This window comes from Jejudonia soesokkakensis (assembly GCF_042664795.1).
Lineage (GTDB): Bacteria > Bacteroidota > Bacteroidia > Flavobacteriales > Flavobacteriaceae > Jejudonia > Jejudonia soesokkakensis.
In genome coordinates this window covers 86,147-102,159 of record NZ_JBHTBN010000003.1, presented here as the reverse complement: position 1 = coordinate 102,159, position 16,013 = coordinate 86,147, and the positions used below count along the sequence as shown (strand labels likewise).

At 37.2% G+C, this 16,013-nt stretch carries 16 protein-coding genes; 9 read left to right on the top strand and 7 right to left on the bottom strand.

Features of this window, described 5'->3' with window-relative positions:
- Nucleotides 1-97 precede the first annotated feature (97 nt).
- Entirely contained in the window at nt 98-2,008 is a 1,911-nt protein-coding gene (gene dnaK / locus ACFQO1_RS07150; protein ID WP_380217305.1) for a molecular chaperone DnaK, read from the top strand.
- Between the two features lie 148 nt (nt 2,009-2,156).
- Here dnaK and ACFQO1_RS07145 read toward each other — a convergent pair whose 3' ends face one another.
- Together ACFQO1_RS07145 and ACFQO1_RS07140 are read right to left on the bottom strand one after the other, a co-directional pair.
- The gene (locus ACFQO1_RS07145; protein WP_380217304.1) at nt 2,157-2,678 is read right to left on the bottom strand and encodes a YybH family protein; all 522 of its coding nucleotides are present in this window, start codon (nt 2,676-2,678) and stop codon (nt 2,157-2,159) included.
- 16 nt (nt 2,679-2,694) lie between these two features.
- A complete protein-coding gene (locus ACFQO1_RS07140) occupies nt 2,695-4,350 on the bottom strand; it encodes a T9SS type A sorting domain-containing protein (protein WP_380217303.1) in 1,656 nt (551 codons plus the stop codon).
- Between the two features lie 124 nt (nt 4,351-4,474).
- On the opposite strand from ACFQO1_RS07140, the gene ACFQO1_RS07135 reads away from it, so the two are divergent.
- The gene (locus tag ACFQO1_RS07135; RefSeq protein ID WP_380217302.1) at nt 4,475-5,350 is read left to right on the top strand and encodes a bile acid:sodium symporter family protein; all 876 of its coding nucleotides are present in this window, start codon (nt 4,475-4,477) and stop codon (nt 5,348-5,350) included.
- 52 nt (nt 5,351-5,402) lie between these two features.
- Here ACFQO1_RS07135 and ACFQO1_RS07130 read toward each other — a convergent pair whose 3' ends face one another.
- Together ACFQO1_RS07130 and ACFQO1_RS07125 are read right to left on the bottom strand one after the other, a co-directional pair.
- Nucleotides 5,403-6,113, bottom strand: coding sequence for a leucine-rich repeat domain-containing protein (locus ACFQO1_RS07130; RefSeq protein WP_380217301.1), 711 nt, complete (start codon nt 6,111-6,113; stop codon nt 5,403-5,405).
- A gap of 85 nt (nt 6,114-6,198) precedes the next feature.
- Nucleotides 6,199-6,852 carry an alpha/beta hydrolase gene (locus ACFQO1_RS07125; RefSeq protein ID WP_380217300.1) on the bottom strand — a complete coding sequence of 218 codons (654 nt, stop codon included), beginning with the start codon at nt 6,850-6,852 and terminating at the stop codon, nt 6,199-6,201.
- 41 nt (nt 6,853-6,893) lie between these two features.
- On the opposite strand from ACFQO1_RS07125, the gene ACFQO1_RS07120 reads away from it, so the two are divergent.
- The 3 genes from ACFQO1_RS07120 to menD are packed head-to-tail and all read left to right on the top strand — an operon-like array spanning nt 6,894 to nt 10,097.
- On the top strand, nt 6,894-7,313 hold the full coding sequence (locus tag ACFQO1_RS07120; RefSeq protein ID WP_380217299.1) for a PaaI family thioesterase: 420 nt from the start codon (nt 6,894-6,896) through the stop codon (nt 7,311-7,313).
- Between the two features lie 4 nt (nt 7,314-7,317).
- Nucleotides 7,318-8,388, top strand: coding sequence for an isochorismate synthase (locus ACFQO1_RS07115; protein WP_380217298.1), 1,071 nt, complete (start codon nt 7,318-7,320; stop codon nt 8,386-8,388).
- Between the two features lie 32 nt (nt 8,389-8,420).
- Nucleotides 8,421-10,097 carry a 2-succinyl-5-enolpyruvyl-6-hydroxy-3-cyclohexene-1-carboxylic-acid synthase gene (gene menD / locus ACFQO1_RS07110; RefSeq protein ID WP_380217297.1) on the top strand — a complete coding sequence of 559 codons (1,677 nt, stop codon included), beginning with the start codon at nt 8,421-8,423 and terminating at the stop codon, nt 10,095-10,097.
- On the opposite strand, the gene ACFQO1_RS07105 is transcribed toward menD, so the two are convergent.
- Nucleotides 10,094-10,504: a hypothetical protein gene (locus tag ACFQO1_RS07105; protein ID WP_380217296.1), complete on the bottom strand. Its 411-nt coding sequence runs from the start codon at nt 10,502-10,504 to the stop codon at nt 10,094-10,096. The genes menD and ACFQO1_RS07105 overlap by 4 nt on opposite strands.
- A gap of 82 nt (nt 10,505-10,586) precedes the next feature.
- On the opposite strand from ACFQO1_RS07105, the gene ACFQO1_RS07100 reads away from it, so the two are divergent.
- Entirely contained in the window at nt 10,587-11,417 is an 831-nt protein-coding gene (locus ACFQO1_RS07100) for a CvfB family protein (RefSeq protein ID WP_380217295.1), read from the top strand.
- Here the strand turns inward: ACFQO1_RS07100 and ACFQO1_RS07095 are convergent.
- The gene (locus tag ACFQO1_RS07095; RefSeq protein WP_380217294.1) at nt 11,409-11,876 is read right to left on the bottom strand and encodes a hypothetical protein; all 468 of its coding nucleotides are present in this window, start codon (nt 11,874-11,876) and stop codon (nt 11,409-11,411) included. The two genes, ACFQO1_RS07100 and ACFQO1_RS07095, sit on opposite strands and share 9 nt — an antisense overlap.
- Before the next feature lie 28 nt (nt 11,877-11,904).
- Nucleotides 11,905-13,026: a C1 family peptidase gene (locus ACFQO1_RS07090; protein WP_380217293.1), complete on the bottom strand. Its 1,122-nt coding sequence runs from the start codon at nt 13,024-13,026 to the stop codon at nt 11,905-11,907.
- A 72-nt stretch (nt 13,027-13,098) separates the two neighbouring features.
- Between ACFQO1_RS07090 and ACFQO1_RS07085 the strand changes: the two genes are divergently transcribed.
- From ACFQO1_RS07085 to ACFQO1_RS07075, 3 genes are all read left to right on the top strand, one after another.
- The gene (locus ACFQO1_RS07085) at nt 13,099-13,938 is read left to right on the top strand and encodes a 1,4-dihydroxy-2-naphthoyl-CoA synthase (RefSeq protein WP_380217292.1); all 840 of its coding nucleotides are present in this window, start codon (nt 13,099-13,101) and stop codon (nt 13,936-13,938) included.
- A gap of 121 nt (nt 13,939-14,059) precedes the next feature.
- A complete protein-coding gene (locus ACFQO1_RS07080; protein ID WP_380217291.1) occupies nt 14,060-15,511 on the top strand; it encodes a C1 family peptidase in 1,452 nt (483 codons plus the stop codon).
- Nucleotides 15,512-16,012 carry a hypothetical protein gene (locus ACFQO1_RS07075; RefSeq protein WP_380217290.1) on the top strand — a complete coding sequence of 167 codons (501 nt, stop codon included), beginning with the start codon at nt 15,512-15,514 and terminating at the stop codon, nt 16,010-16,012.
- The last annotated feature ends 1 nt before the right edge of the window (nt 16,013 follow it).

Genomic DNA, 16,013 nt, shown 5'->3' with positions numbered 1-16,013 from the left:
TTCTAATTCTGCCACGATGTCAGTCAATTTCCCTTGGCACATTCCTTGACTTATAGAAAGTGTAAAATAAAATTCATAAAAATTTAAAACACATATAATGAGTAAAATAATTGGAATCGACTTAGGGACAACCAACTCATGCGTTTCAGTAATGGAAGGTAGTGAGCCAACGGTAATTCCTAATGCCGAAGGAAAAAGAACAACACCTTCTGTCATTGCTTTTGTTGAAGGAGGCGAAATTAAAGTAGGTGATCCTGCTAAAAGACAGGCGGTAACAAACCCAACAAAGACGGTTGCTTCGATCAAGCGTTTTATGGGTAATAAATTCTCTGAATCTAAAAAAGAGGCAGAAAGAGCAGCGTATAAAGTGGTAAAAGGCGATAATGATACACCTCGTGTGGATATCGATGGTCGTTTATATACACCACAGGAATTAAGCGCGATGATTCTTCAGAAAATGAAGAAAACTGCTGAAGACTATTTAGGACAGGATGTAACGCGTGCTGTAATTACAGTACCTGCATATTTTAATGACAGTCAGCGTCAAGCTACTAAAGAAGCGGGTGAGATTGCAGGTCTTAAAGTAGAGCGTATTATCAATGAACCTACAGCAGCTGCATTGGCATACGGATTGGATAAAAAATCGACAGATCAAAAGATTGTAGTATTTGACTTTGGAGGGGGTACACATGACGTTTCTATCCTTGAATTAGGAGATGGCGTTTTTGAAGTATTAGCAACCGATGGTGATACACACTTAGGTGGTGATGACGTAGATCAGAAAATAATTAACTGGTTAGCAGATGAGTTTCAGGCGGCAGAAGATATGGATTTGCGTAAAGATCCAATGGCATTGCAACGTTTAAAAGAAGCTGCAGAAAAAGCAAAGATTGAATTATCGTCTTCTGCACAAACTGAGATTAACTTGCCGTATGTAACTGCAACAGCAAGTGGACCAAAACACTTAGTGAAAACATTGACACGTGCTAAGTTTGAGCAATTGATTGATGATTTGGTGAAAAGAACAATCGCTCCTTGTGAGAAAGCATTAAAAGCTGCTGGATTAAGCAAGAGTGATATAGATGAAATTATCTTAGTAGGTGGATCTACACGTATTCCTGCAGTACAGGAAGCTGTAGAGAAATTCTTTGGGAAAGCACCTTCTAAAGGAGTAAACCCAGATGAGGTTGTAGCAGTAGGTGCAGCAATCCAAGGGGGTGTATTAACAGGTGATGTAAAAGATGTATTGTTACTAGATGTAACTCCATTATCACTTGGTATTGAAACCATGGGAAGTGTCATGACGAAGTTGATCGATGCAAACACTACGATTCCTACAAAGAAAAGTCAGGTGTTCTCCACAGCGGCAGATAATCAGCCTTCTGTAGAGATACATGTATTGCAAGGTGAACGTCCTATGGCAAATGATAATAAGACTATTGGTCGTTTTCACTTAGATGGAATTCCACCAGCACAGCGAGGTGTACCACAAATTGAGGTAACGTTTGATATTGATGCTAACGGAATTATCAAGGTAAGTGCCGAAGATAAAGCAACTGGTAAGAAGCAGGATATTAGAATTGAAGCTTCTTCTGGTTTAACTGAAGAAGAAATTGCAAAAATGAAGCAAGAAGCAGAAGCAAATGCAGATGCAGATAAAGCGGTAAAAGAAAAGGCAGATAAAATCAATGAAGCCGACGGGATGATTTTCCAGACAGAAAAGCAATTGAAAGAGTTTGGTGAAAAATTATCAGATGATAAGAAAAAGCCAATTGAAGATGCCTTGGAAGAACTGAAGAAAGCTTACGAAACGAAAGAAGTGGAGAATATTCAGCCAGCATTGGACAAGATCAATGAAGCATGGAAAACAGCTTCAGAAGAAATGTACAAAGCACAGGCAGAAGCTCAAGGTGGCGCTCCAGGACCGGATGTGGATCAAGAGCCTTCAGGAAAAACGTCAGATGAGAGTAGCGATGTTGAAGATGTCGATTTTGAAGAGGTGAAGTAAGTGAGCAAGCAAATCTTCGATTTGCATTAGCGAACTTATCCTGAACTTGCTTCAGGATCCCTTGATATGATGCGTAGCGAGGAATCTCACATATTATTTAAGAAGACCCTGTGAAAGCAGGGTCTTTTGTATTTTAAGAATTTTGCTTTTATTTTTCTAGTAATAAAAGTCGCGCTTTATCAAAAGATTTTTCATCTATAATAACACCATTCACTTCTGATGTATCAAAATCTTGGATGATCTTCCAGACATCATCAATTTTCTTAAGAACTACGTGAAATTGACCATAATAAGTACCTGGCGGATTTTCTTCACTTACAATGTTAACCCGATAGTAACCAACTTGATAGGCTATATTTTTTTGGAGATTAGAACTTTCCATAGCAAAATCAATAGTCATTGTTGTTCCTTTTGGTAGTTCTGTCCAATTACTTATAGTTGCTTTGTATTCTTCTCCTGTTTTAATGTCCGAGTCAGTGATTCGAAGCATATCGTCTGTATGAATACTCTTAAAAGTTTCAGCGTCTCTAGCTTCGTATGAAAATTTAAAAGGCTTCCATACTTGTTCGATAATTTCTTTTGCAATAGGATTATCAATCTCTTGAGCATTTGATGGAATACTAATTCCAAGAGTCAGACAAACGAGAAAAAGCGTTATAGGTGTTTTCATTGATTAAATTTTTAATTTATTCTACCACAAATTTTAATGTTTGAATTGCACCTTCCGTAGCTACTAAAACTGTATACATTCCACTTTTTAAGGCTAGGGGAATCGTGATTTCATTATTTTGAGGGCTGATTGTCTTCGTAAGTAGCTGTTGTCCTAGGGTATTATAAATAGCGATATTTACTTCGGAAAGTGATACAGCAGTATTGATCTTAATCTGTAAACTTTCAGAAATTGGATTTTTAATGAGTGAAAATGTAGTTGCTGAAGTTTCAGAAGTTCCTAAGGAACCATTTCTTATTTCATCAATGGCAAATTGAGCACTTTCAGCAGTCACCGAAACATGATTTTCATTTTCCGAAGGGATAAAGGTGTTTACAAAAGCAGAAGTGTGAGTGTTGCCTATGTCTGGCAGCGCATACCAATCATCTTCGTTTTCCAGCGCTAAGGCACTAATTACTGGGATAAATGAAAAATCATCCTGGTCTAAAGCTTCCACAAAATCTATGATTACTTGATTGCCATTGGCGTCACCTAAGGCATTCGAAATTTGTGATTTTCCACCTGGTGCGGCATCTATGCCATCAATAGTTGGTAAAGACATGGCATCTGCGGTAAAAGTATCGACGGAGGCTGATGCAACAAACGATTCGAAATATGTAACTTCAATAGTTTCGTTTGCTTCGGGAGTAAAATGTAGAATAACATCTGCGTTTAGGGGACCTGCAATTTGTAAATTAGTGTTTATGACTTCAATTCCCGGCATGCCAATTATGGTTCCATTTCCGCTTCCATTAACCATGGCTACATTACGTACATTTTGCGGAAAGCCTAATTCATCTAATTCTGACTGGAAAGCATCTCTAAAATCTGGGGCACCTTCGGGAAGAAGTGCCATAGGATTTTGTTCAAAGGTTGAGCCATCTGCTAGATGCGCTAGTAAATGGTCATACAACATTTCTTTGGCTGCAGCAGAGTTTAATACCTGAGCAACAATGGCCTGTGCTTGTTCATTGTCAAAAGATTCTGCCAGATAATTTATTAGATATTGTAAACTGATTGGAATATTGGCTCCCTTATGTGGGGAATCAAAAGAAATGTACAAACGGGTTTCATGTTCTAGGTTGTTTTGTTCCATATATGCCAAACCATATCGGGCTATCAAACCGCCCATACTGGGCCCTAATACCACAAGACCTGCGTCACTTTCTTTTAAGTCGTTAATGATGCTAATGAGTTCTACGAGCACCATCGCATTGCGTTGAATATAATCTGCGCCACCATCTATATCATTGCCGTCTGTAGTATATACAGTAGGATTTAGGATAACAATGTCATATCCTTCTTCCCTAAGCACATCTGCCAAATTCTGGTTGTCAAAGTTTAAACTATTATAGAGGCCATCAATATTACGCGAATCTCCAGGATCGAATCCATCGAGAATTAAGATTGGCTGATCTAATATACCATCTGCAGTATCCAGAAAGATTTCATATTCCCCTTGTCCAAAATATTCTTGGGTTTCATCATAGCCTTGATATCCGATACTCGCAGTAATTGGAATAGGAACATTAGTATTTGCAACAGGAGTATTATCTATAGGTTGCATAAAATTGAGTTGCGCAAAACATGGTGTCACAAATGCTGAAAGTAATAGGGTGTAGAGTAATTTCATAATTATGGATATCAATATACTAAAGTACTAAGGTACAAATTACCAAATAGTTTTATAACCTGTTTTACTTCGGAATATTCCAAAATTATAAAAATGGCTATCTTTCGGTTTTTTTACTGAAACTATGGACAATATTTCTACGCTAATTTTGGCAGGTGCCTTATTTATAATCATGCTTGGCATGGGACTTTCGCTTAAATCTGAAGATTTTAAACGTATTGCTTTATATCCTAAAGGGATCTTTGTAGGGCTTACCAATCAGTTAGTGCTTTTACCCATTGTTGGGTTGCTTATAGCTGTATTTTTAAACCTAGCTCCCGAGATTGCCATTGGAATTATGATTTTGTCTGCCTGTCCCGGCGGACCTACTTCAAATTTAATTTCGCATCTTGCCAAAGGAGATTTGGCATTATCGGTCACTCTTACGGCATTAAGCAGCTTAATTACAATACTTACCATTCCGTTTATCGTAAATTTTTCTTTAGAATATTTTCTGGGAGCAGGACAAATTATAGAACTCAATGTGTTGCAAACAATTGCTCAGATATTCGTGATTGTTGTAATCCCTATTGGTATAGGAATGCTTATTAGAAAGTACAAGGCAACATTTGCTTTAAAAATGGCTAAACCAGTTCGAATAGCTTCAGGAATTTTGTTAGCACTTATTATAGTTGCTTTGGTTGTAAAAGAGCGCGCTAATTTTGTATCCTACTTCGAACAAGCGGGATTAGCCACGCTGTTATTAAACCTTGTTACTATGGGCTTAGGGTTTATAAGTGCTAAAGCATTTAAATTAAGAAGACAATCTGCAGTTTCTATTGCTATCGAATCTGGAATACAGAATGGAACTTTAGCGATTACAATTGCAGTATTGTTACTACAAAATACTACCTATGCCATTGCACCTGCTGTATATAGCTTGCTAATGTTTATTACTGGATTTGGAGTGATTTATCTTTCTACTAAATCAGAAAAAAATAGTAAAGAGTCAGCTGCATAAAAAAAGCGACTTTTATAAAGCCGCTTTTTAGGTGAACTATTAACTAAAATTTCTAATTTTCATCGTCATTGGTTTCGATAGCAATGACTGTTTTAGAAACAGGGGTAATTACTGGTTTTTTAAATTGAGGATTTTTAGAACCTTCAAATAGCAGTATTCCTGCAAAAGCATCGGATTGTTCAATGTTATTTTCGGCAATGATAAGTTGCTTTAGATTTTGGTTAAAAACTAGATTTGCAGGGATAGCTCCTTTAAGATTATTGTCAAAAACATTTAAAACGGTCAAGTTTGTAAGATTCCCGATTGTTTGTGGGATTACACCCGTAAGTTGGTTGCTGCTTAAATGAAGTTCCTCAAGTGTTGCGATATTTCCTAAACTTTCAGGAATAAAACCCTCAAGATTATTTCCATTAAAGGCAAGTATTTTAAGACCGGTGATATTTCCTAACGAAGCTGGAATTTGTCCAGATAACTGATTAAATGATAATTCAAGTTTGGTAAGATGCGTTAGAGATCCCAGAGAAACAGGTAATTCTCCATGCATATTATTAAAGAGAAGACTAATTCCCGTAACCTTATCGTTAGTTACTGTGACTCCATGCCAAGTTGATACAGCTTCATTGAGATCCCAAGTGTTTGTCCAGTTCTCACCATTTGTTGCAATATATAAATCAACTAGAGCTTGTTTTTCGGAATTAGATACTTCAGCAAAAAGAGACAAAGTAACTAATAATAGTACGGGGGTTAAAAGAATTTTTTTCATCGGTTATATCAGTTTTTTCTTACAATACAGTGTAAATAAAATAAATTATTCTGTATAGTGCAAATATTTTCGATGAAATGCACTGCTAAAGTGCATTTTTTTTCGATAAACGGTAAATATAGTCTTTGTTTACTTCGTGAACCCCTTTAAAAACTGATATTTTCAGTCTTTCTCCAAAAAGGTTAGTTCCTTTCAAATGTTCTTCTGTTTTTCGTGCTTCGGTAATATAGGGATCATGGTCACCGTATAAGTAGGTCACAGATGTATTTTTGTCAAGATATTCGAAATCTTTAGGTGTCAATTCTACAGGAATGCCACCAGAATGTAGTACCAAATGGTCACATTGAATTTTTCTGCTCGCCAACCATCTCGTGGCTATTGATACTCCCTGCGAATATCCTAATACTATAAAGGTAAAGTCTTTTGCAGGTTTTTCGGTTTTCCAGATTTCATCTATATAGCGTAGAATGTTTTGAGTTTCAGAAATAGTATCTTCTTTTGTAAGCCAAGATGCTCCTACATGTTTAAAATTTGTACCCTGATAATATTTTGAGGGAGCCTGTGGGGCAATTATAAAATTTTCAGAAGCATCTATATCTGAAAAATACCTGATAAAATACCGACTCAGATAGCCCATTCCGTGGAAAACCAGCCATACATTCTTAGTATTTTCCGAAAAGGCATTTAACGTAGAGTAAGAATTGGTTGTATTATAGGTGACACTTTTTTCTGAAGACATTCGGGATCAATTTTGTATTTTTACAAATGTAAATATACCTTATGAAATTATCTAAAGAACAAATACTTGAAGCCTGCAACAAGATGTGTAAAAACACCTTGATGGAAACACTTCAAATTGAGTTTATTGATGTAACCGAAAATACAGTTGTTGCTAAAATGCCAGTAAACTCAAGAGTTCATCAGCCTGATGGTGTTTTACATGGTGGTGCTTCGGTAGCACTGGCCGAAAGTGTTGGAAGTGCAGGTGCTTTTATCTTTTTAAATGAAGAAGATGTAACTATTAGGGGAATTGAAATTTCAGCTAATCATATAAAGAGTATTAAGGAAGGAGAGGTGTTTGCACACGCATCTATTGTGCATAAAGGACGTACAACACAACTGTGGCAAATTAGAATTGAAAACCATCAAAAAGAATTAATTTCACTCGTAAAACTAACAACGCTCACGTTACGTAGATAAATCCATGGAGATAGATTTATTTTGCCAAAAAATTAAAGAACATTACGAAAGCAAATTACCATTTATGGTATTTGCACACCCCGAATCCAATGAGATAACGGCTTACCTATTCACTTCTAAAATCAATAGTAGGAATGATAATTTTGAGCAAGCAGGAGCGATATTAGCCCCTTTTGATTTTGCCGATAACGCTTATTTTCTACCGATAGACCAAACTACAACTATTACAACCCATGTAGATCTCAGTTCTATTCACCCAATGACTGAGGTACCCCTAAATGAAGATTTTTTAGAAAAACAAGCTTATGAGGCTTTGGTACAGAAATCTATTAAAACCATACAAAATACGCCACTAAAAAAAGTAGTGACTTCTAGGAAAAAAGAAATCGATCTTCCCTTCTTAGACTTGGAAAATGTATTGAAACGTTTATTTTCATTATACGCTAGTGTTTTTACATACTGTTGGTATCATCCTGAAACAGATATTTGGTGTGGTGCCACTCCAGAAATTTTGGTTAAGAAAAAAGACACTTCATTTGCCACTATGGCACTTGCAGGTACAAAAAAGCCTCAAAACGGAATGGTTGTAGATTGGGGACATAAAGAGAAAAATGAACAAAAATATGTTGTTGATGCTATCAGTAAAAATCTTGAAAAAATTACGTCAGTAATAAAAATTTCTAAAACATACTCACATCCAGCAGGAACCTTAGTACACTTACGTACAGATATTGAGGGAGTAATTAAAAAAAGTAGATCTTCGTTAAAAAGTATTGTAAATGCATTGCATCCTACACCCGCTATTTGTGGCACTCCTAAGGAAGTAGCAAAACAATTTATTGACAATAATGAGGGATACGACCGAGAGTTTTATACGGGTTTTGTAGGGATTATTCGACCTGAGTCTGAAACGACATCTCTCTATGTAAATCTTCGTTGTATGAGGCTGCAACCAAAGAAAGCAACCTTGTATGTTGGCGGTGGGATAACAGAGGATTCTAATCCAGAATTGGAGTTTATAGAAACCCAAAATAAAATGCAGACCATGCTACAAGTACTGCACCCTTTACTTTAAATATACACCCTTAGTTTGTACCTTTGTTGGGTATGAAATTCTCGTCGAAAGTGTTATCACAAACCGTTGTTCAGCTTTGTTATGCAAAAGACATAGTCCATATTGTTATTTCTCCTGGAAGTAGAAATGCACCGCTAACCATTGGCTTTAATGAGCATGGAAAATTTAAAAATTTTAGTATCGTTGACGAGCGTTGTGCTGCATTTTTTGCCTTAGGAATGGCACAACAGTTACAGAAACCTGTTGTATTGGTTTGCACGTCGGGTTCAGCGTTATTAAATTATTATCCAGCGATCGCAGAAGCATTTTATAGTGATATTCCGTTGGTAGTCCTGTCGGCAGACAGACCTCAAAACTTAGTGGATATTGGTGATGGCCAAACGATCAATCAGGAAAATGTATTTTCAAATCATATTTTGTATAATGCAAACTGCAAAGAAGGAGACGAACATCAGATCTTTAACGAAACTGAAATCAATGTAGCTCTCAATACAGCGATAGAATTAAAAGGTCCTGTACATATCAACCTGCCTTTTTCTGAACCCTTATACAATGTGGTAGACGATGTTCAAGTGCAGCCACAGCATGTTCCAGCGCGAAGTACTAATACGGCTTCTTCGGAAAGTTTTGTAAAAGAATTGAAGCCTTTTGTAGAAAAGTGGAATCAAAGTAAAAAGAAGATGATTCTAGTAGGGGTGCTTTCACCCGAAAGTGTAGAACAGCAGTATATCAATTCTTTGGCTAATGATCCTAGCGTACTTGTTTTAACCGAAACTACCTCCAATATACATCATGATCACTTCATTTCAGCTATTGATCAGTTAATTGCGCCTTTAAAGGAAGCCGATTTTGAAGCACTGCAACCTGATATTTTACTCACCTTTGGCGGAATGATAGTTTCAAAAAAGATAAAAGCATTTTTAAGAAACCACGCTCCTAAGGAACATTGGCATGTAGATGAGAAAAAAGCGTACGATACCTTTTTCAGTTTAAAAAAGCACTTTAAAGTTTGCCCGAATCAGTTTTTAAAATCATTTCTTTCAGAAGCAAAAAGTACTGAAAGTGAATATCACGAAGCTTGGAAACAAGTCAAGGATTGGCGCACTCAAAAACATGCCCAGTATTTAAAACAAATTCCTTTTTGTGATTTTAAGGTTCATGAGCATATTATTTCATCCCTATCAAACCCCATGGATATGCAGTTGAGTAATAGCACGGCTATTCGTTATTCACAATTATTCACTATCCCAGAAAAGGTACATGTATATTGCAATCGAGGTACGAGCGGGATTGACGGGAGTACCAGTACAGCTATTGGAGCAGCCTATGCTTCAGCCAGGCAAACGGTTTTGGTGACAGGAGATCTTGGCTTTCTTTACGATAGTAATGCATTATGGAATGATCACATTCCTAATAGTTTCAGGATTATTGTGATTAACAATGGTGGTGGCGGAATTTTTAGAATTCTTCCGAAAGCAAAAGATGCTAAGAATTTTGAGCATTTCTTTGAAACAAAACACACATTAACGTCAATGCATTTGTGTGCGATGTTTGGGTTGGAATATACTACAGCAGCTTCCGAAGAAACCCTTCAAAAAGAACTTAAAACATTTTATAATGCTTCTGAAAGTCCTAAACTGCTAGAGGTTTTTACACCATCTCAAATTAATGATCAGGTGCTCCTGGAGTATTTTCAGTTTATTGCTTAGGTTTCGAGTATTGACTTTGACCAAACCACTGCGTCTTCCATGCATGAAAATGCTTTGAAGGGCTTTTGAAAGAAATTCTTTTCTAATTCTGCATTCTTTTTACTGGTCTCGTTGTGGTAAACAATGGCAATTCCCTTTAGGGTAGGTATTTTTTGTAAATAAGTATAATCGTTTGGATCTACCGCATACGAATTAATTCTGTTTGAGATCAACACAAAAGGCTTTAAGCCCATGACAGAAATTCCTTTAGCCAGCAATGAAGCACCATTTTTATAACTAAGGGTAATTCCGCTGTTAATTTCTAACACGACCAACTTATCAAAAAAGTGTAGAGTGCCTAGTTCGGTTTGAAGCTTTTTCTTTAAGGGAGTTTCAATCGGAAAGTTGTGGGGGACGCTTTCTTTCATAGTTCACAAAATACGATTTAATTTTTACATCTCTACCTATTTTTTGTTCACATTTGGTAATCGGAAATTGTATCTTTGTCTTATGATTAAAATTGGTGAATATAACACTCTGGAAATCTTACGAGATACAGATCCAGGTCTTTATTTAGGCGATACCGAAGAGAATGTGGTATTACTTCCGCATAGATATAAACCAGAACATTGGGAAATTGGTGATATGCTGGAGGTTTTTGTATATCTGGATTATGAAGAACGTCCTGTTGCCACGACACTAACCCCTTATATATTTTTAAATGAGTTTGGGTATCTTCATTGCAGTGATGTAAATGAATATGGAGCCTATATGGACTGGGGTGTTCAAAAACAATTGTTTGTGCCTTTTAAAGAACAGGCTCGCCCAATGAAAGTAGGCAGTTGGTATATTGTTTATATGTATATGGACGAGCAAACCAACAGGTTAGTAGGTTCCAGTAAAACCAATAAATTTGTTTCTAACGATACCGTTTCCGTAGAAAAATTTGATGAAGTAGATATTCTGGTAACACATCTTACCGAAAAAGGCGCCAATGCAATCGTCAATGGAAAACACCACGGACTTATCTATATCGACGATATTTTTGAAGATATTAGAACAGGTGATCGAATTAAAGCTTTCGTTAAAAAAGTACGTGATGATAATAAAATAGATTTGGTTTTACAGGCGCCCGGTTACCGAAGCATCGAACCCAATGCTAATTTTATACTAGATGAGTTAAAGGCTGCAGGAGGCTTCTTACCACTTCACGACAAAAGTGCTCCAGAGGAGATTAAAAATCTGTTAGGACTAAGTAAAAAGAGCTTTAAAAAGGCAATTGGAAGTTTATATAAGGACAAGCAAATTGTACTTAAGGAAGATGGTATTGAATTAATATGATCTCACATAAATTCGAGGTCTCACTCTATAAGGCAGACAGCTTTCACAGACAAAATTATTCTGATAAGGTGAAAAAAGATCCAGCCCTCTGGATTCTCGATACACTCGATTATAGACTCTTGTTGTACCGTCAGGTTTGTATTGTGCTGTTCCGCCAAGGCCACTGTACTTTGAGTTAAGTGCTTCAACATCTATGTCTCGTGTTACAAATCGATCTTTATTAGCAATAGCAGTCATCATATCGACAGACTCTCGATAATTCTCTACATTCATTTTAAACGTTTTCAACGGTGTGTTAAAGAGGGAAGGAGCGCTATCTAAGCTAAAGGAGGCATCTGGTGAAAAAGACTCTACTACGGGTAAAGATTCAGAAGAAATTGAAAAAAAGCGTGACTCTAAATCGTATTGCGCTATTGCAAGCATTGGAAAAAGGATAAAAAGAAATACTATTTTTTTCATATGATCAAGTTAGCAAAAATTACGCCAACTATATATTAAGTTTTGAAGCTGTTGTCTTAGGCAGTGCATCTTTATGTACCATTACACTAATAGCTTTTAAACGCATATATGCCTCACTAAAGTACACATAGCCGCCATTGGCATTTCGCTTTTCATCGGTTCCCCAACTGTTTTTTACTGTATAATATTTGTTTCCGTTCTGGTCAATAACTGTGCCTGTAACATGCATTAAGTGGTCATCTGTGGTGGTAAAATTTTCGAATTCCTCCTGTCTGTACTGTTGTTCAATTTTCATTTCGGGATACAACCCTTGTAAAGCTTTGATATTATTTTCTGAAACAGCAGGAACCACAGCCACGCCATCTTTACTCGAGAAGGTAGCTTCACTTACATCACAATCCAATTCTACTGTAAATCCATTTTCGAGTGCCGTATCAATAACTAGCATCATTTCATCTAATGGGACATTATACATGCTTCCGTAACTCCAGTTATCTGGAATATTTAAAATAAAGGATTGATAATAGGGCGCATGAGAAAAAGAGGTCACCGTCACATAATCGTCTGGTACAATTTTAGTAATTGCCAAAAAACTTTGGGGTGTATATTGTTTTCCTTCAAAAGTAAAATTCTTTGGGTTTGAACCTAAATATGCGTCTAAAACAGCATTTAAGGCCGGACGCCATTTTTTACTGAGTTTTCTTCCAGGATTATCCACATAGGTTTTTACCATAGCTTCTAGTATTGCAACCAGTTCTGCATGGTTGTGATTTTCTTCGGAAACATCCAGACCTGTATACGCGCTATTTGGTACGAGTCCAAATTCCCGTACCGAATTCATCACGTCATGTGCTAATCCGCCTTCACTAAATTGTGCCTTTCCTTGCCGCATTACAAAATTTTCAGCTTTTTTTGGATAAGTATTTCTTACCGTATACATTTCAGAAAGATCTATCTCTTTCCCTGTTAGCCGAATAATTTCAGACTCCAGAAAAGAGGAAGTAGAAAAACTCCAGCAGGTTCCTGTTCGTCCCTGACTAATTACTGGTGTTGCTTCCAGATTTATCTGAGGAGTAAATCGATAAATTTCTTGAGCAAAAGAGGTCATTGCTATTAAAAAGCTTCCAAAGAAAATAAATAAGGTACGCATGGTATATAGAAATTGTTTGATGAGATTTCCGCCTTCGCGGGAATTAGTATCTTTGACGTAAAAATAAGAATTATGTTGCAACCCGATTGGAAAACCGCAAAAGAATATACAGATATCACCTATAAAAAGTCACACAATGTGGCACGTATCGCTTTTAACAGACCTGATGTGCGAAATGCGTTTAGACCTCAAACCACTTCAGAATTGTTGGACGCTTTACACGACGCGCAGGAAGATACGAGTATTGGTGTTGTATTGCTATCGGCCGAAGGACCTTCGACCAAAGACGGTGTTTGGAGTTTTTGTAGTGGAGGCGATCAAAAAGTTCGGGGTCACCAGGGCTATGTTGGGGAAGATGGGTATCATCGATTAAACATATTGGATGCCCAACGATTGATACGTTTTATGCCAAAAGCAGTAATCTGTGTTGTACCAGGATGGGCAGTGGGAGGAGGACATAGTCTGCATGTGGTTTGCGACATGACCTTAGCTAGTAGAGAGCATGCAATTTTTAAACAAACCGATGCGGATGTCACCAGTTTTGACGGCGGCTATGGAAGCGCCTATCTTGCCAAAATGGTAGGCCAGAAAAGAGCTCGTGAGATTTTTTTCCTCGGAAGGAATTACAATGCGCAAGAGGCTTTTGAGATGGGAATGGTCAATGCCGTTGTACCTCATAATGAGTTGGAGCAGACTGCTTTTGATTGGGCACAGGAAATCCTTGGAAAGTCACCTACCAGTATAAAGATGCTCAAGTTTGCCATGAACCTGACAGACGATGGTATGGTAGGTCAACAGGTCTTTGCCGGCGAAGCAACTCGTCTTGCCTACATGACAGACGAAGCAAAAGAAGGTCGTGACGCTTTTTTAGAAAAGCGTGCTCCTAATTTTGACAAGAAATGGTTGCCGTAATACGTTGAGAAATGCTGTAATTGCTTCACAATAAGCATTCAAAATATACCCGCTAATGGGTATATTTTTTTTTATAGGGATGTTGTTTATTTAGCATTAGCAATGATAAACACTATTTCCAATGAAAAAATCAGTTTTTTTACTACTTATTTTCCTATTTCCATGTACCATTTTTGGCCAGGACATTCCACGTATGGGATTGCTGCTAGATGATGAAGCCTATGAAGATGTTCCAATGAAAGCTAGAAATGTAGCTTTTCAGGATGTGGTGGGAGAACAGCCGCGTACTTCCCTTCGTAAATTCTTACCAACTATCCGAAACCAAAAGGGATATGGTACTTGTGTGGGTTGGTCTGCAGCCTATTATGGCCGTACCATTTTAAATGCGAGAAGGCGAAATATGACCGATAAAGTCGAAATTGACAAAAATGCTTATTCACCTGTGTTTACTTACCTCAATGCTAATGTTGATGATGATTACAACTGCCAGGGGGGCGCTTTTATAGGGAAGGCAATGGAGACCATGGTCGAAATGGGAACTCCTTTCTTTAATGAATATGATGTACTATGCGATACAGCTGTTCCAGATGCATTAGTAGAGTCGGCAAAGCAAAACAAGATCAAAGATTTTACACGCCTCTATGGAAGCGATGAAACCAATATTGTAAAAATTGAATCGGTAAAACGTTCGCTGTTAAATGGAAACCCTGTAATCATTGGTTTTATGGTTCAGAATTCGTTTTATTCAGCCAAAAATGTATTTGAACCGGACGGAGGAGATTTTACAGGTGGTCACGCCATGTGTGTTATAGGCTATGATGATGATAAGTATGGTGGTTCTTTCGAAATTGTAAACAGCTGGGGAACCAATTGGGGCAATGATGGTTTGATGTGGGTGCGTTATGACGACTTTGCCAACCATACTCGCTATGCGTTCGAGATGATTCCGCAGAAAAAAATCATTCAGGAAGATAAAAAAGAAAAGAAATTATTGGCGGGTCAGTTAGCCCTAAAGTTGTACGATGGAAGTAAGATGGATGTTTCTAAAGGGGCTGGAGATTATAAAAAAACAGTATTAGGATGGCAGGACGTTGTGATGGACGAAGAGGTACAAAGTATTGGTGATTATACCACAAAAACTGCCTATCCAATCAATACGCGCTACCGTATGTATGCTGAAGTTAGCAAACCCGCATACGTGTATGTGATAGGAGCCGATAGCAATGGTGACAGTGGAGTGTTGTTTCCACATCAGGAAGAAATAAGTCCATATATCGCGTATGAAAATACATCGGTTATCGTACCTGGAGAGCAATATTGGTTCCGATTAAATAGCGATGTAGCATCTGATTATTCTGTGGTTATTTTTTCTGAAAACAAAGTAGATGTCAATGAAGCCAAACAACGATTGGATGCTATGGACGGTGACTTGATGGACAAACTCTATATAATTTTTAAAGACGAATTGATTGCTAAGGATCAAGTAAAATTAAAAGACGGAAAAATGGGCTTTGAAGCCGAATATGAAAAAGGGACGATGGCATTGATGGTACTTGATATAAAACGCAGCTAGATGAACATTCAGAAAATTGCCATTTTATTTTGCATTAGTTGTAGCGTCATGAGTTGTAATTCGCAACGGGAGCTCCCTAAAACCGAAGTAGATTCCGTAGCCAATATCAATCAAGTTAAAAATATTGAAGGTTTTTTAATGGAAGACACTTATGATATGGTGACATATTTTTCGACTATTGAAGTGTTTGATATCGAAAAAAAACTTGTTGACAGTACCGCCAAGGAATATTCAAATCAACTTGTTTTTAGAAAGGGATTAAATAAGGAAGAAGGGGATGCATTTATTGTGCATTTGCTGGATGATTCCTCTTATAATTGGCAGGCATATACTGAAGACTCCTCGTATGAGCCAACCAAGCAATTAATCATAAAAATGGATAGCGAGCAATTGAGTTTGTTATACGATCCTGAAAGTAAAATACTTGGTTTTATTAATCTGGAAGGGCAACAAACGCTACCCGTATCTGAAAGATTTCATGAGATCCTACTTAATATGTAAC

What these genes read in the sequence shown, in the direction of transcription:
- ACFQO1_RS07125 (WP_380217300.1), bottom strand. Translation starts at nt 6,852, where the DNA reads ATGTCTTCAGAAAAAAGTGTCACCTATAATACAACCAATTCTTACTCT.
- ACFQO1_RS07135 (WP_380217302.1), top strand. Translation starts at nt 4,475, where the DNA reads ATGGACAATATTTCTACGCTAATTTTGGCAGGTGCCTTATTTATAATC.
- ACFQO1_RS07130 (WP_380217301.1), bottom strand. Translation starts at nt 6,113, where the DNA reads ATGAAAAAAATTCTTTTAACCCCCGTACTATTATTAGTTACTTTGTCT.
- ACFQO1_RS07120 (WP_380217299.1), top strand. Translation starts at nt 6,894, where the DNA reads ATGAAATTATCTAAAGAACAAATACTTGAAGCCTGCAACAAGATGTGT.
- menD (WP_380217297.1), top strand. Translation starts at nt 8,421, where the DNA reads ATGAAATTCTCGTCGAAAGTGTTATCACAAACCGTTGTTCAGCTTTGT.
- ACFQO1_RS07095 (WP_380217294.1), bottom strand. Translation starts at nt 11,876, where the DNA reads ATGAAAAAAATAGTATTTCTTTTTATCCTTTTTCCAATGCTTGCAATA.
- ACFQO1_RS07075 (WP_380217290.1), top strand. Translation starts at nt 15,512, where the DNA reads ATGAACATTCAGAAAATTGCCATTTTATTTTGCATTAGTTGTAGCGTC.
- ACFQO1_RS07115 (WP_380217298.1), top strand. Translation starts at nt 7,318, where the DNA reads ATGGAGATAGATTTATTTTGCCAAAAAATTAAAGAACATTACGAAAGC.
- ACFQO1_RS07085 (WP_380217292.1), top strand. Translation starts at nt 13,099, where the DNA reads ATGTTGCAACCCGATTGGAAAACCGCAAAAGAATATACAGATATCACC.
- ACFQO1_RS07140 (WP_380217303.1), bottom strand. Translation starts at nt 4,350, where the DNA reads ATGAAATTACTCTACACCCTATTACTTTCAGCATTTGTGACACCATGT.
- ACFQO1_RS07090 (WP_380217293.1), bottom strand. Translation starts at nt 13,026, where the DNA reads ATGCGTACCTTATTTATTTTCTTTGGAAGCTTTTTAATAGCAATGACC.
- ACFQO1_RS07145 (WP_380217304.1), bottom strand. Translation starts at nt 2,678, where the DNA reads ATGAAAACACCTATAACGCTTTTTCTCGTTTGTCTGACTCTTGGAATT.
- dnaK (WP_380217305.1), top strand. Translation starts at nt 98, where the DNA reads ATGAGTAAAATAATTGGAATCGACTTAGGGACAACCAACTCATGCGTT.
- ACFQO1_RS07080 (WP_380217291.1), top strand. Translation starts at nt 14,060, where the DNA reads ATGAAAAAATCAGTTTTTTTACTACTTATTTTCCTATTTCCATGTACC.
- ACFQO1_RS07100 (WP_380217295.1), top strand. Translation starts at nt 10,587, where the DNA reads ATGATTAAAATTGGTGAATATAACACTCTGGAAATCTTACGAGATACA.
- ACFQO1_RS07105 (WP_380217296.1), bottom strand. Translation starts at nt 10,504, where the DNA reads ATGAAAGAAAGCGTCCCCCACAACTTTCCGATTGAAACTCCCTTAAAG.